Here is a 13,073-nt window from a genome sequence, read left to right as displayed (position 1 = left end):
AAAAGAAAATGCTTTGATCGACCGCCAGCGTATGACCGATATCTCCTCACGCTCTTTCTGCGCGCTCCCGAATGGGTATAGGCTCGCAGCCAGGGAAAACGCCGCACAGACGGCCGGTGACGAGAAACGCTCATGCTCGACAAGACCGACGATATTTCGGTGGCGGCCGACAACTGGCTCGCGCAATTCGAAGAGGCGGTGACCAGGCCGGACGATGGCTTGCTGACGTCACTGTTTTGCCGGGACAGCCATTGGCGCGACGTGCTGGCGCTGAGCTGGGACATCCAGACCATCAACGGCGCGGACGGCATCCTCACGGAAATCAAGGCGCACGCACGCGGCGCAGCGCCGCGTGGCTTTGCGATCGATCCCGACCGCCGGGCGCCGCGCAGGGTGATGCGCGCGGGCACCGACTGCATTGAAGCCATCTTCAAATTCGAAACCGAGGTCGGCCGCGGCAACGGCATCATCCGGCTGATCCCGGATACGGCCGACGGCAAGTTGAAGGCCTGGACGCTGCTCACCGAGCTCGGCGAGCTGAAAGGTTTTGAGGAACAGCTCGGCGCCCAGCGCCCGCGCGGCAGCGCCTACTCGCGCGATTTCCGTGGCCCCAACTGGCTCGATCTGCGCAAGGCATCGAACGCCTATGCCGATCGCGATCCCACCGTGCTCGTGATCGGTGGCGGCCAATCCGGCCTCAGCATCGCCGCCCGGTTGAAGCAACTGAATGTCGATACGCTGATCGTCGATCGCGAGAAGCGGATCGGCGACAACTGGCGCAAGCGCTACCATGCGCTGACGCTGCACAACCAGGTCCAGGTCAACCACCTGCCTTACATGCTGTTCCCGCCGAACTGGCCGACCTACATCCCGAAGGACAAGCTCGCCAACTGGTTCGAATCCTATGTCGAAACCATGGAGCTGAACTTCTGGACCGAGACCGAGTTCGAGGGCGGCGACTACGACGAGAAAGAAGGCCGCTGGACCGTGACGCTGCGTCGTGCCGACGGCAGCCAGCGCACCATGCATCCGCGCCATGTCGTGCTGGCGACCGGCGTCAGCGGCATTCCGAGCGTGCCCGAAATATCCGGCCTGAAGGATTTTGCCGGCAAGGTGATGCATTCCAGCCAGTATGACGACGGCGAGAGCTGGAAGGGCAAGCGCGCGATCGTTGTCGGCACCGGCAACAGCGGCCACGACATCGCGCAGGATCTGCATTCGAGCGGCGCCGAGGTCACCATGGTGCAGCGCTCATCGACCCTGGTGGTCAGCATCGAGCCCTCGGCGCAACTGGTCTACACGCCCTACAACGAAGGCACGCTGGAGGATAACGACCTGATCGCAACCTCGATGCCGCTACCCGTCGCGCGCAAGAGCCATGCGATAACCTGCCAAAAATCCAGGGAGCTCGATCAGGACCTGCTCGACGGCCTGGCGCGTGCCGGTTTCAAGCTCGATTTCGGCGAGGACAACACCGGCTGGCAGTTCAAATACCTCACCCGCGGTGGCGGCTATTATTTCAACGTCGGCTGCTCCGACCTGATCGTGAAGGGCGATATCGCGCTGAAGCAGTTCGCCGACATCGACACGTTTGTCGCTGATGGCGCCAGAATGAAGAGCGGAGAGCTCGTCGCCGCCGACCTCGTGGTGCTGGCGACCGGCTACAAGCGCCAGGAAGAACTGGTGCGCAAGCTGTTCGGCGAAGGCGTGGAGAAGCGCGTCGGCACGATCTGGGGTTTTGGCGACGGGCAGGAATTGCGCAACATGTATACGCGCACCGGCCAGCCCGGCCTGTGGCTGATCGCCGGCGGGCTGGCGCAGTGCCGCATCGGCTCAAAACACCTGGCGCTGCAGATCAAGGCGATCGAGGAAGGGCTGTTGCCGCGGGACGTGGGGCCAAGGGCGGTGACGGCATAAATCCATCAACGTCATTCCGGGGCGATGCGCAGCATCGAACTATGATGCGCAATTGCGCATCTGAGAATCTCGAGATTCCCCGGGGTGCAATTGCACCCCTGGGGTCTGGTCCTTCAGACCATCCCGGAATGACGGCAGCACTCAGGGGGGCACACACATGCCGGCCATTCTCGGCTCAGGCGACCATCGCTACCGTGTCGTCGAGAATTTCGCGAAACTCCCTGACGGCTGGAGCCTCACCGACGTCGCGTCCGTCGCGGTCGACAGCAAGGACCGCCTTTATGTGTTCAACCGCGGCGCCCATCCGATGGTGGTGCTGGACCGCGACGGCAATTTTCTTCGGAGCTGGGGCGAAGGGCTGTTCAACCGCGCCCACGGCCTGCATATCGACAGCGATGACCATCTCTACTGCACCGATGACGGCGACCACACCGTGCGCAAGTGCTCGACCGACGGCAAGGTGCTGATGACGATCGGCATCCCGAACAAGCCGGCGCCGTTCATGAGCGGCGAGCCGTTTCACCGCTGCACCCATACCGCGCTGTCGCCGCAGGGCGAGATCTACGTCTCGGACGGTTACGGCAATGCCTGCGTCCACAAATATTCGCCCGACGGCAGACTGTTGAAGACCTGGGGCGAACCCGGCACCGATCCCGGCCAGTTCAACATCGTGCACAACATCGCGACCGATGCCGACGGGTATGTCTATGTCGCCGACCGCGAGAACCACCGCGTGCAGGTGTTCGACGGCAACGGCAAATACGAGACGCAGTGGAACAACCTCCATCGCCCCTGCGCACTGTGCCGCTGCGGCGGCAAGCAGCCGACCTTCATCATCGGTGAACTCGGTCCGGGCATGGCGGTCAACCGCAAGTCGCCGAACCTCGGACCGCGGCTTTCGATCGTCGACGCCAAGGGCAACCGCATCGCGCGTCTCGGCGGGGAGAACGGCCCAGGCATCGAGGCCGGAAAATTCCTCGCCCCGCACGGTATCGCGGTGGATTCCAGGGGCGACATCTATCTCGGCGAGGTCGGCGTCACCGACTGGAAGACCAGCCACCCGGACACGCCAATGCCGCCGGAGGTTGGGGTCGCGCGCTGCCTGCAGAAGCTGGAGAAAATCTAGAGCGGCGGGCGAAAAAGCGACTCGATCGAATCATTTTCCGTCATGGCCGGGCTTGTCCCGGCCATCCACGTCTTCTCTTGCTGCAAGACCGCAAGACGTGGATGCCCGGCACAAGGCCGGGCATGACGGAGTGAACTTGATCAGTCCCCGACCGCCTCGCGCCGGCGCTGTTCGGATTCTTCCGCGTAGCGCTTCATGGCGTGGGCCTCGGTCAGGGTCCCGATCGGGCGGCGCTCGCCGCCGGCCTCCACCACCGCCAGCGATTCGGCTTCCGCCGCGTCGAAAACGGCAATGGCTTCCTGGATGTTCATCACGGGGTGCAGCACCACCTCGCGGTGATGCAGGATATCGATCAGGCCCTTGTCTTCATCGACATCGGCCGCGTGCGCTTCGGCGACCAGCGCCAGCCCGGCGTAGTGGCCCTCACCGTCGACTGCGACCACTTGCGTCTTGGAGCCGAGCGGAAACTTGGCCCGGAACTCAGCGATTCGAATATCGGCATTCACCGTGGTCAGGTCAGGCCGCATCAGCCGTCCGACCGTCAGGTCCCGGATCCAGCCGACATCGGCGGCGCTGCGAATGGTCTCGCCGCGCAGATGCAGCCGCCAGGTGGCAAAGGAGTAGCCGAACAGTTCGCGGGTGATCAGTGTCGAGATGATAACCGCGACCAGCACCGCGGTGGTGAGCCAGAGATTGCCGGTGGATTCCAGCGCGATGAACGACATCGTCAGGGGACCGCCGACCACCGAAGCCGACAGCGCGCTCATGCCGATCACGGCATAGACGCTGGGTTCGAGGTGGAAGCCCGGCACGATGGCGTCGACACCGGCGGCAAACAGCCGGCCGCCCAACGCGCCCATCAAGAGCGTTGCAAAAAACAGTCCGCCGCGAAAACCGCTGCCGAGCGAGACGATCGAGGCCAGCGCCTTGAGCAGGAACACGCCGGCGATGACCGCGAGCGGCAATGAGACGATCCCGGTGAAATGCAGCGCGCCGTGACCGGACGACATCACCTGCGGCGTCAACAGCGCCATGGCGCCGACGGCGAGACCGCCCAGCGCCGGGCGCAGCGGCGCCCACAAACGTATCCTCGTCAGCAAGGTCTCGCACAGCGCCACGCCGCGCATGATCGCGATCCCGAACAGTCCCGCCAGCAGCCCGAACACCGCAGCGATGGCGAGGTCGCGGCCGCGCACCTCGCCGAACGATTCGATGCCGATGCCGAGCGACAGCGCCGAAAAACCGTGGGTGACGAAGTAGCCGGCGACGGCCGCTACCCCGACCGGCGTGAGGCTCGCCGGCGTATAGCCGCCGATCACCAGCTCGAAGGCATAGAACGCGCCGGCCAGCGGCGCCCCGAACGCGCCGGCGATCGCCGCCGCCGCACCACAGCCGACCATGACGCGCTGGTCGGCCCGGCGGAGGTGAAATCCCCGCCCCAGCGAGGCGGCAAGCCCGCTGGCAAGCTGGGTATAGCCGGCCTCGAGGCCGACGGAAGCGCCGACGCCGGAGGACCAGATCGTCTGCAGCGCCACGATCACGCTGCCGCGAAACGACATCCGCCCGCCATGCAGGGCATTGGCCTCGATCGGGTCGATCTCGCGCGCCGGCCGCCAGCGCGCGATCAGCAGGAAGGCGATGCCGAGCACGAGCCCGCCCAGGCTCGGCACCAGCAGGGCCCGCAGCGGCTCGATCGAGAGCTGGCTCGAAAGCCGTTCCCGGATCGAAATATTGAAGAGTACGGCGTGAAGGCCCGCGACCGCCACGCTCATGGCGACCACCACCGCCCCGCTGATGGTTCCGATCAGCGCCGCCAGGATTACCAGGCTGATTTCATGCGCGCGGACGAAAGCCCGCAGCCGGCGTGGCGCCTCCAGATAGCGGCTCTTGGTGGTCATTTGGCGGGGTCCGTCTGCGGCAAGCGGCTTGGCGCCCGGTTTAGCGGTGTTTGCGCCGGTGACGCAATTGGGCAGGATCATGGCGGCCACGGATAAGGCCCGGAACGCTCTTCACAATCCCGTCACGCTGCCTGTAGTATGCAGACGCAATGCTGCTTCGCAGCTAACATGGGAGTCAGGAGCGTTACTTGAACGCACATGTCTCGCAAGGCGGTTGGCCGGTACTGGTGCTGAACGCGGATTTCCGGCCGCTGAGTTATTACCCGCTGTCTCTCTGGTCGTGGCAGGACGCGATCAAGGCGGTGTTTCTCGATCGCGTCAACATCGTCGAGCACTACGACCGCGCGGTGCACAGCCCGAGCTTCGAGATTCAGTTGCCGAGCGTGGTGTCGCTCAAATCCTTCGTCAAGCCGACCACCCACCCCGCCTTCACCCGGTTCAACGTCTTTTTGCGCGACCGCTTCGTCTGCCAGTATTGCCACGCGCATAACGACCTCACCTTCGATCACATCATCCCGCGCAGCAAGGGCGGCCAGACCACCTGGGAAAACGTGGTCGCGGCCTGTTCGCCCTGCAATCTGCGCAAGGGCAATTTGACGCCGCAGCAGGCACGGATGTTTCCGAGGCAACACCCGTTCGCGCCGACCGTGCATCAACTGCACCGCAACGGGCGGCTGTTCCCGCCGAACTATCTGCACGATAGCTGGCTGGATTATTTATACTGGGATACCGAGCTCGATCCGTAGCGCCGCATCAAGCCGCCGCGAGTTTCACCTCGGGTTCGGGCCGGCCACGCGCGGCGACATCCAGCACAAAGGTGCGGCCATGGTCGGGATCGGCACGCCTGGCGTCGTCTCCCATGTCTTGCCAGGCCGAGGTCACCAGCAGCCGCGACAAATCGCGACCGACGAAGGCGGGACAGCTCGACTGCCGTGCCGGCACGCGCAGGCTGCGCAGGTGCCGGCCTTGCGGGCTGTAGACGTCGACGCAGCCGCCGCCCCAGCGCGCATTCCAGATCAGGCCGTCGGCATCGACCACCGCGCCATCGATACCGCCGCCGCCGCGTCGGCGAACCAACGGCACCGGTGCGCCGCGCGGCAAGCCGGTCGCCGCATCGAGGTCGACACGGAACAGCACATTCTTCCCGGTGTCAGCGAAATAGCCGACGGCACCATCCGGTGAAAAGCAGATCGCGTTCGGAATCGTGATCTCGCCATACAGAAGCGACAGCTCGCCGCGATGAAGGGCATAGATCGCGCCCGCACCGGGTTCGGCGCGGCGTCCCATGGTGCCGATCCAGAACGTGCCGGACGGATGCACCCTTGCATCGTTCGACCGCGTCGCGGGATTATCCGCCTCCAATGGACGGAACAGTTCCATTCGTCCATCCGCCAGTGCGCGAACATAAAGGCCGTCGTCGGCGACGACGAGCTGGCGATGCGCGTCGATGCGCCCAAGCGCGCTGCCCATCACGCCGAGGGAATGGATCGTCGTTCGTCCACCGCCGAGATGCGCCTCGAACAGCCGGCGCTCGACAATGTCGAACCACCACGCCGTGTCGGTGGCGGCATCGTAGGTCGGTCCCTCGCCGAGGTGGCACCGCTCGTCACCGAGTACGGCGGTCGGGACCTCTTCCATCGCCACGTCACTGTTCATCGCATTCCCGGTCATGCCGTTGCGAACCGGTACAGTGTCTTGTGATGATAGATCTCGCCCGGCGAAAGCCGCGCGGTAGGAAAATCGGGCCGGTTGGGCGTATCGGGCCAGGCATGCGGCTCGAGGCAGATGGCATCGGACTGCCGGTAAAGCCGGCCACCTTTTCCGGGCATGCCGCCGTCGAGAAAATTTCCCGAATAGACCTGCAAGCCGGGCTGATTGGTGTGCAGCTCCATCACCCGGCCGGATTTCGGATCGGCGAGCCGCGCGGCGAAACGGGATTCTCCGCTTGCCGGTGCAAGGCAGAAATTGTGATCGTAGCCGCGGCCGGTTCGTAGCTGCGGATGGTCGTCGCGGATGCGCGCGCCGACATCTGCGCCGGCGCGGAAATCGAACGGCGTGCCGGCAACGGGACAAGGCGGCTCCGGCAGCGGAATGGCGCCGGCGTCAACGCCAAGAAAATGATCCGCGGCGACCGTGAGGCGGTGATCGAGAATATCGCGGCCCGAGCGCGCGCCGGCCAGATTGAAGAAGCTGTGATTGGTGAGATTGACGACCGTCGGGCGATCGGTTCGCGCCGTCATCTCGAGCGAGAGCTCCATCGGGCCGGTCAGGCGCCAGGTGACCTCGGCCTCCAGCGTGCCGGGATAGCCCTCTTCACCGTCAGGGCTGGTGCGCGCCAGCGTGACCGCCGGACGCGCGCCCTCCTCGATCGTGACGATCCGCCAATTATAACGATCGAAACCCTCGGGCCCGCCATGCAGCGCATTGGCGCCGTTATTGGCCGCAAGCTGCACCACGGCGCCATCGAGCGCAAAACGCGCGCCGGCGATGCGGTTGGCATAGCGTCCGACGGTGGCGCCAAAATATTGCCGCCGGGCGAGATAGCGATCGAACGTGTCATGACCGAGCACGATGTCGTCGCGGCGGCCGGCGGCATCCGGCACCAGCAAGGTCTGCAAGGAAGCGCCATAGGTCATGATGCGGGCTTCCAGGCCGTCGGCGTCCCGCAAGGTAATGCATTCCACTTCGCTACCGTCAGGCATCACGCCGAAGGACGAACGTGCCACGCGGGGCGTCAACAGCCGGTTCATGCCTTATCCTCGAATGGTTCGACCGTCCGACGTCGCCCGAGCAGGAAGGCATCGGCCACAAGTTGGAGCGGCGCAAGATCGACGTCGATCTCGCCGGTCGCGGTGAGCTCGACGAAGCGCCGGTAGAGCCCGGCATATTCTGCTTTGATAGCATCGACGTGCTGTTCGCTTCCGACAGACAGTTTCGCACCGCCCGACGACAAGGTCACCGGTCCGGTATCTGTGTCGAAGTGAATGTCCCAGCTCTGCGGACCGGTCTGGCGGAAATCGAATTCGGCCGAGATCGGCAATCCCGCGGCATCGCTCAACGCGAGCGTGGCCGCGATCGGCGCGTCGCGATTGGCCGGAAAGCAAAGATCCGCCGACGTCACGAACAATGGCTGCGGCAGAATCCGCGTCAGGATCGAGAGCGCGTTGATGCCGGGGTCGAACACGCCAAGCCCGCCCGGCTGCCAGATCCAGTCCTGGCCGGGATGCCAGACCCGCACGTCTTCCTTCCAGGTGATGCGGACGGCAGTGATCCGCCGGCCGGCCAGCAGTTGCCGCGCCGGCTCGACCGCCGGCGCAAAGCGCGAATGCCAGGTCGCGAACAGCGCGTGCCGCGCCGCCGCCGCTGCGGTCAGCAACGGCCCGATTTCACCGACGGTGGCGCCGGGCGGCTTTTCCAGCATCACATGCTTGCCCGCCGCGAGCGCCAGCGCAGCCTGCGCGCGCCGCACCTGCGGCGGCGTGCACACCGCCACCGCATCGATCGGCGGGCCGTCGCGTAGCAGCGCTGCGAGCGTCGGCGCATGCGGCACACCGGGAAGCGCGGCGTTCGGGTCGGCGACCGCGGCCAGCATCGCGCCTTCGGTCACTGCGATCGCCGGCACATGCTGGTCCCGCGCGATCTTGCCGAAGCCGACGATGGCGATGCGAAGCGGGCTCATGATTTCTCACCGGGCTCAACCGCCGTGGACGACGCCGGCGCGGATTCCTGGACCGACACCTCGTGTCCGGGGACCGATCCCTCGTGGCGGCGCAATCCATTGTGGATGACCTCGATCATCGCCGCCGCTGCCGCTTCGGCGTCCTGGCCGACGATCGCATCGACGATGCGCTGATGCCACGACAGCACCGTCTCCCGGTCCTGGGTCTCGACCGGCGCGCTGAGCAGAAACGAGGCCCGCAGCGCCGCCTCGATAACGTTGCCGATCGAGCGCATGAACAAATTGCCGGAGGCGTTGGCGACCGCCAGGTGCAAAGCGAGATCGGCATCGGCAAAGGCGACCGAGTCCGAGGGCTCGCGCCGCATCCGCTCCATACTCCGCCGCAGCTCGGTGATGTCAGCCTCGGAACGGCGGGCCGCCGCAAGTGCTGCCGTGCGCGGCTCGACGGCGAGACGTATTTCGGCGAGATCGTTGAGAAAGCGCCGGTCGATACCGGCATCGAGATGCCAGGCCAGCACGTCGGCATCGAACATGTTCCAGGCGCCGCGCTCGCGCACGACGGTGCCGACCCGCACCTTGGTGGTGAGCAGGCCCTTGGCCACCAGCGTCTTGACGCTCTCGCGCAGGACCGGCCGCGACACGCCGAACATCGCCGTGAGCTCGACATCGCCCGGCAGGCGGACACCTTCGGCGTAGCGGCCGGCGATGATGTCGACGCCGATGCTGCGGGCGACCTCGGCGTGGTTGGAATGCGCGCGCCGCGTCCGGATGACGACAAGCGGGGAAATCATGGCTTCAAAACTCCTGACTTCAAAACTTCCGGCTTCAAAACTTCTGGCTTCAGAACTCCCGGCGTCAAAGCTCCTGCCTTGGCGGCGCGGGCGCGCCGAGCAATACCGAGCATTGCCTGCTGCAGGCCGATGAAGGCGAACAGCAGCATGCCGGTCACGATCTTGGTCCACCAGCTCGACAACGTGCCGTCGAAATTGATGTAGGTCTGGATCAGGCCCTGAATCAGAACGCCCAGCAAGGTGCCGATCACCGACCCCTGGCCGCCGGTCAGCAAGGTGCCACCGATTACCACCGCCGCGATGGAATCGAGTTCGACGCCGACCGCGGACAGGGAGTAACCCGCCGCGGTGTAGAACGAGAACACGATGCCGGCGAGGCCGGCAAGAACGCTGGACAGCATGTAGATGCGCACCGTCATGGAGCCGACCGGAATGCCCATCAGCGCCGTCGTGACGCGGCTGCCGCCGAGCGCGTAGACGTTGGCGCCAAAGCGGGTGAAGTGCAGCAACACGGCGCCGGCAGCCACCACCGCTAGCATGATGAGCGCGATCGCGGTAAGCCGGCCGCCGCCGGGCAGCCGCAGCGCGAAGTCCGACACCGTCGCGTAGATCGGCGCGGTGATCGGCGTCGATTCCGTCGAGATCAGAAAGCTGCTGCCGCGGGCGAGGAACATGCCTGCCAGCGTCACGATGAAGGGCGGCATGTCGAAGACGTGGATGATCGCGCCCATGGTCGCGCCGAAGGCGGCGCACAGCGCCAGGATCGCGACGAAAGCGACCAGCGGCGGCACGCCGAGGCGCTCGACCATAACAGCGACGAAGACGGTGGTGAATCCGATCACCGAACCAACCGACAGATCGATGCCGCCGGAAATGATCACGAAGGTCATGCCGGTGGCGACGATGCCGAGAAAGGCATTGTCGGTGAAGAGATTGGCGACCACCCGGGTAGAGGCAAAATTGGGAAACTGCGTCGCGCAGAGTGCAAATCCGATGATCAGAACCATCGCGGTGATGGCGGCCGGCGGCAGTCTCCTCATGAGCGCGTCCTCCACTGCGCCGCTCCGGCGCTGGAAAGACGCGGCGATTGCAGCAACAGCACGATCAGCACGACAGCCGCCTTGACCACAAGGTTGAACTCCGGCGGATAGCCCGACAGCAGGATGCCGGTGTTCATCGCCTGAATGATCAGCGCGCCGACCATCGCCAGCACCAGGCTGAAGCGGCCGCCGAACAGCGATGTGCCGCCGATCACGACCGCCAGGATGGCGTCGAGCTCGAGCCAGAGCCCGGCATTGTTGGCGTCGGCGCCCATGATGTCGGCGGCGGCGATGACGCCGGCAAGTGCTGCGCACAGGCCGCACCAGACATAGACCGCCAGAATCATGGCGCGGGTGCCGATCCCTGCAAGTTCGCTTGCCCGGGCATTGCCCCCGGTCGCCTCGATCAGCAGGCCGAGCGCGGAGCCACGAACCATCGCGCCGGTGACAGCCAGCATGCCGAGTACGATCACGACCGGCACCGGGACGCCGAGCACGGCGCCGTTGCCGAGCCACACGAAGTCGGCAGCGGTAAAGGTCACGATGCGGCCCTCGGTAATGAGCTGGGCGATGCCGCGGCCGGCGACCATCAGGATCAGGGTGGCGACGATCGGCTGGATGCCGAGCACCGCGACGAGAAAGCCGTTCCATAGCCCGCACAGCAGCCCGGCGCCGAGTGCCGCGGCAATCGCCAGCGGCACGCCGTGCCGGTCGGCAAGGCTGGCGGCGATCGCTCCCGATATCGCCATCACCGCGCCGACCGACAGATCGATGCCGCGCGTCGCGATCACCAGCACCATGCCGAGCGAAAGCAAGGCGACCGGTGCGCCGCGGTTGAGCACGTCGATCAGGCTGCCGAACAGACGACCGTCCTGCATCCGCAGGTCGAAGAATTGCGGCGAAACCATACGGTCGACCGCGAGGATCACCAGCAAGGCTATGATCTGGGCGAGGCCGCGGCGTTGCAGGCTGAATGTCATGGCTGGGTCGCCTCCGCGCCGGCGGCGCTGCCGGCCGCAATCGCCGCCAGAATATTCGAGACGTCGATGGCGTCGCCCTGCAACTGGTCGACATGGGCGCGGTCGCGCAGCACCACCACCCGGTCCGAATAGGTCACGATCTCATCGAGCTCGGAAGAGATGACCAATAGTGCCAGCCCGTCATCGCACAGATCACGGATCAGACGGATGATCTCGGCGTGGGCGCCGACGTCGATGCCACGCGTGGGCTCGTCGAGCACCAGCAGCCGAGGCGCGGTGGCGAGCCATCGCGCCAGCAGCGCCTTCTGCTGGTTGCCGCCGGACAGCAGGCCGATCGGACGCTCCGGCTCCGGCGGGCGGATGTCGAGCAACTTGATGAAACGCGACGCAATCTCGTCCTGCTCGGATCGCGACAACGGCCGGGCGAGACCGCGTTTGGCCTGCAGCGCCAACACGATGTTTTCGCGCAACGAGAGCTCGGCAATGATGCCGTCGATCTTGCGTTCTTCCGGACAATAGCCAAAGCCATGGGCGACAGCGTCACGTGGCGAATGCAGGCGGACCGGTTGGCCTTCGACCAGGGCCCGGCCGCTATCGGCGCGTTCGGCGCCGAACACCAGCCGCGCCGTCTCGGTACGCCCGGACCCGAGCAGGCCGGCGAGGCCAACCACCTCGCCATGGTGAAGGACGAGATCGAACGGCGACACGTAGCCTGCCTTGCCATAGCCCTCGAAGCGCGCGCAGACCTCGCGCACCGGGCGTGCGTGCTCTGCCGCGCGCGCGCTGGTGGTCTCCGCGAGCTCGCGGCCGAGCATCATCCGTATCAGTTCGATGCGCGGCAGCTCGGCGGTCATCCGTTCGCCGATCAGGCGGCCGTTGCGCAGCACCGTGATGCGATCGCAGATTTCATAGACCTGGTCGAGAAAGTGGGTGACGAAGAGGACACCAATCCCGCGCGCGGCCAGCTTGCGCATCACCGCGAACAGAATCTCGACCTCGTGACGATCGAGGCTCGCGGTCGGCTCATCGAGGATCAGCACGCGCGCCGACAGGTCCACGGCGCGCGCGATGGCGGTGATGTGCTGGACCGCAACCGAATAGTTGCCGAGCGGTGCCGCGACGTCGATATGCAAATCGAACTCCGCCAGCAGCGCGGTGGCGCGGCGGCGCATTTCGGCGTCACGGACCAGGCCGAAGCGGGTTGGCTGCCTTCCGAGATAGAGGTTCTGCGCCACCGACAGGTTCGGCAGCAGATTGACCTCCTGATAGACCGTGGCGATCCCGGCATCGAGCGCGGCCCGCGCCGACCGTGCCACGACCTCGGCGCCGCCAAGCCGGACAATGCCGGCATCGCGCTCGAACACGCCGGTCACCACCTTGACCAGCGTGGACTTGCCGGCGCCGTTCTCGCCGAGCAGCGCGTGGATCTCGCCGGCCCGCAAGGTGAAATCCACCTGCTGCAGTGCCTGCAGTGCGCCGAAACTCTTGCTCAGCCCGCGCACTTCCAGAAGCGCAGAACCGGGGTCGGGACTTGCATTCATGCCGACATCACTCCCGTCAACGTCCGCGCCGGCCGCGGACGTCGGGCATGTTTGCCTTGTTGGGCGGACTAGAGCCTTTTCCGTTCCGATTGAATCGGAAC

At 65.7% G+C, this 13,073-nt stretch carries 11 protein-coding genes; 3 read left to right on the top strand and 8 right to left on the bottom strand.

The genetic code is table 11. The features are described 5' to 3' along the window. Positions 1 to 132 precede the first annotated feature (132 nt). Complete coding sequence (locus BLS26_RS22490; protein ID WP_092514713.1) at positions 133 to 1,917, top strand: NAD(P)/FAD-dependent oxidoreductase; 1,785 nt, start codon at positions 133 to 135, stop codon at positions 1,915 to 1,917. A gap of 157 nt (positions 1,918 to 2,074) precedes the next feature. Then, on the top strand, positions 2,075 to 3,043 hold the full coding sequence (locus tag BLS26_RS22485; RefSeq protein WP_092514712.1) for a peptidyl-alpha-hydroxyglycine alpha-amidating lyase family protein: 969 nt from the start codon (positions 2,075 to 2,077) through the stop codon (positions 3,041 to 3,043). Between the two features lie 140 nt (positions 3,044 to 3,183). Here the strand turns inward: BLS26_RS22485 and BLS26_RS22480 are convergent, their stop codons facing one another. Further along, positions 3,184 to 4,941 carry a chloride channel protein gene (locus BLS26_RS22480; protein ID WP_092518414.1) on the bottom strand — a complete coding sequence of 586 codons (1,758 nt, stop codon included), beginning with the start codon at positions 4,939 to 4,941 and terminating at the stop codon, positions 3,184 to 3,186. Between the two features lie 188 nt (positions 4,942 to 5,129). On the opposite strand from BLS26_RS22480, the gene BLS26_RS22475 reads away from it, so the two are divergent. Then, positions 5,130 to 5,687: an HNH endonuclease gene (locus BLS26_RS22475; protein WP_092514711.1), complete on the top strand. Its 558-nt coding sequence runs from the start codon at positions 5,130 to 5,132 to the stop codon at positions 5,685 to 5,687. 7 nt (positions 5,688 to 5,694) lie between these two features. On the opposite strand, the gene BLS26_RS22470 is transcribed toward BLS26_RS22475, so the two are convergent. From BLS26_RS22470 to BLS26_RS22440, 7 genes are read right to left on the bottom strand one after another with little or no spacing between them, the layout of a single operon-like run. Beyond that, entirely contained in the window at positions 5,695 to 6,579 is an 885-nt protein-coding gene (locus BLS26_RS22470; protein WP_092518413.1) for an SMP-30/gluconolactonase/LRE family protein, read from the bottom strand. Between the two features lie 29 nt (positions 6,580 to 6,608). After that, positions 6,609 to 7,691, bottom strand: a complete 1,083-nt coding sequence (locus BLS26_RS22465; RefSeq protein ID WP_371360656.1) for an aldose epimerase family protein — start codon at positions 7,689 to 7,691, stop codon at positions 6,609 to 6,611. Next, positions 7,688 to 8,620: a Gfo/Idh/MocA family protein gene (locus tag BLS26_RS22460; RefSeq protein ID WP_092514710.1), complete on the bottom strand. Its 933-nt coding sequence runs from the start codon at positions 8,618 to 8,620 to the stop codon at positions 7,688 to 7,690. Before BLS26_RS22460 ends, BLS26_RS22465 begins: the two co-directional genes overlap by 4 nt. Next, entirely contained in the window at positions 8,617 to 9,411 is a 795-nt protein-coding gene (locus BLS26_RS22455; RefSeq protein ID WP_092514709.1) for a FadR/GntR family transcriptional regulator, read from the bottom strand. Before BLS26_RS22455 ends, BLS26_RS22460 begins: the two co-directional genes overlap by 4 nt. Beyond that, positions 9,408 to 10,451, bottom strand: coding sequence for a galactofuranose ABC transporter, permease protein YjfF (gene yjfF, locus BLS26_RS22450; protein ID WP_092518411.1), 1,044 nt, complete (start codon positions 10,449 to 10,451; stop codon positions 9,408 to 9,410). Before yjfF ends, BLS26_RS22455 begins: the two co-directional genes overlap by 4 nt. Further along, positions 10,448 to 11,431: an ABC transporter permease gene (locus BLS26_RS22445; protein ID WP_092514708.1), complete on the bottom strand. Its 984-nt coding sequence runs from the start codon at positions 11,429 to 11,431 to the stop codon at positions 10,448 to 10,450. Before BLS26_RS22445 ends, yjfF begins: the two co-directional genes overlap by 4 nt. Beyond that, a complete protein-coding gene (locus BLS26_RS22440; RefSeq protein WP_092514707.1) occupies positions 11,428 to 12,972 on the bottom strand; it encodes a sugar ABC transporter ATP-binding protein in 1,545 nt (514 codons plus the stop codon). The genes BLS26_RS22445 and BLS26_RS22440 overlap by 4 nt, the downstream gene beginning before the upstream one ends. Positions 12,973 to 13,073: the final 101 nt, after the last annotated feature.

The sequence above is a fragment of the Afipia sp. GAS231 genome, from assembly GCF_900103365.1.
In the GTDB taxonomy this organism is placed as follows: Bacteria; Pseudomonadota; Alphaproteobacteria; order Rhizobiales; family Xanthobacteraceae; genus Bradyrhizobium.
The sequence above is the reverse complement of the archived record's forward strand: the minus strand, read 5'-3'. Positions and strand labels throughout refer to the sequence as shown.

Coding starts and splice junctions, on each gene's coding strand:
- BLS26_RS22490 (WP_092514713.1), top strand. CDS start 133: ATGCTCGACAAGACCGACGATATTTCGGTGGCGGCCGACAACTGGCTC.
- BLS26_RS22485 (WP_092514712.1), top strand. CDS start 2,075: ATGCCGGCCATTCTCGGCTCAGGCGACCATCGCTACCGTGTCGTCGAG.
- BLS26_RS22480 (WP_092518414.1), bottom strand. CDS start 4,941: ATGACCACCAAGAGCCGCTATCTGGAGGCGCCACGCCGGCTGCGGGCT.
- BLS26_RS22470 (WP_092518413.1), bottom strand. CDS start 6,579: ATGGAAGAGGTCCCGACCGCCGTACTCGGTGACGAGCGGTGCCACCTC.
- BLS26_RS22465 (WP_371360656.1), bottom strand. CDS start 7,691: ATGAACCGGCTGTTGACGCCCCGCGTGGCACGTTCGTCCTTCGGCGTG.
- BLS26_RS22460 (WP_092514710.1), bottom strand. CDS start 8,620: ATGAGCCCGCTTCGCATCGCCATCGTCGGCTTCGGCAAGATCGCGCGG.
- BLS26_RS22455 (WP_092514709.1), bottom strand. CDS start 9,411: ATGATTTCCCCGCTTGTCGTCATCCGGACGCGGCGCGCGCATTCCAAC.
- yjfF (WP_092518411.1), bottom strand. CDS start 10,451: ATGAGGAGACTGCCGCCGGCCGCCATCACCGCGATGGTTCTGATCATC.
- BLS26_RS22445 (WP_092514708.1), bottom strand. CDS start 11,431: ATGACATTCAGCCTGCAACGCCGCGGCCTCGCCCAGATCATAGCCTTG.
- BLS26_RS22440 (WP_092514707.1), bottom strand. CDS start 12,972: ATGAATGCAAGTCCCGACCCCGGTTCTGCGCTTCTGGAAGTGCGCGGG.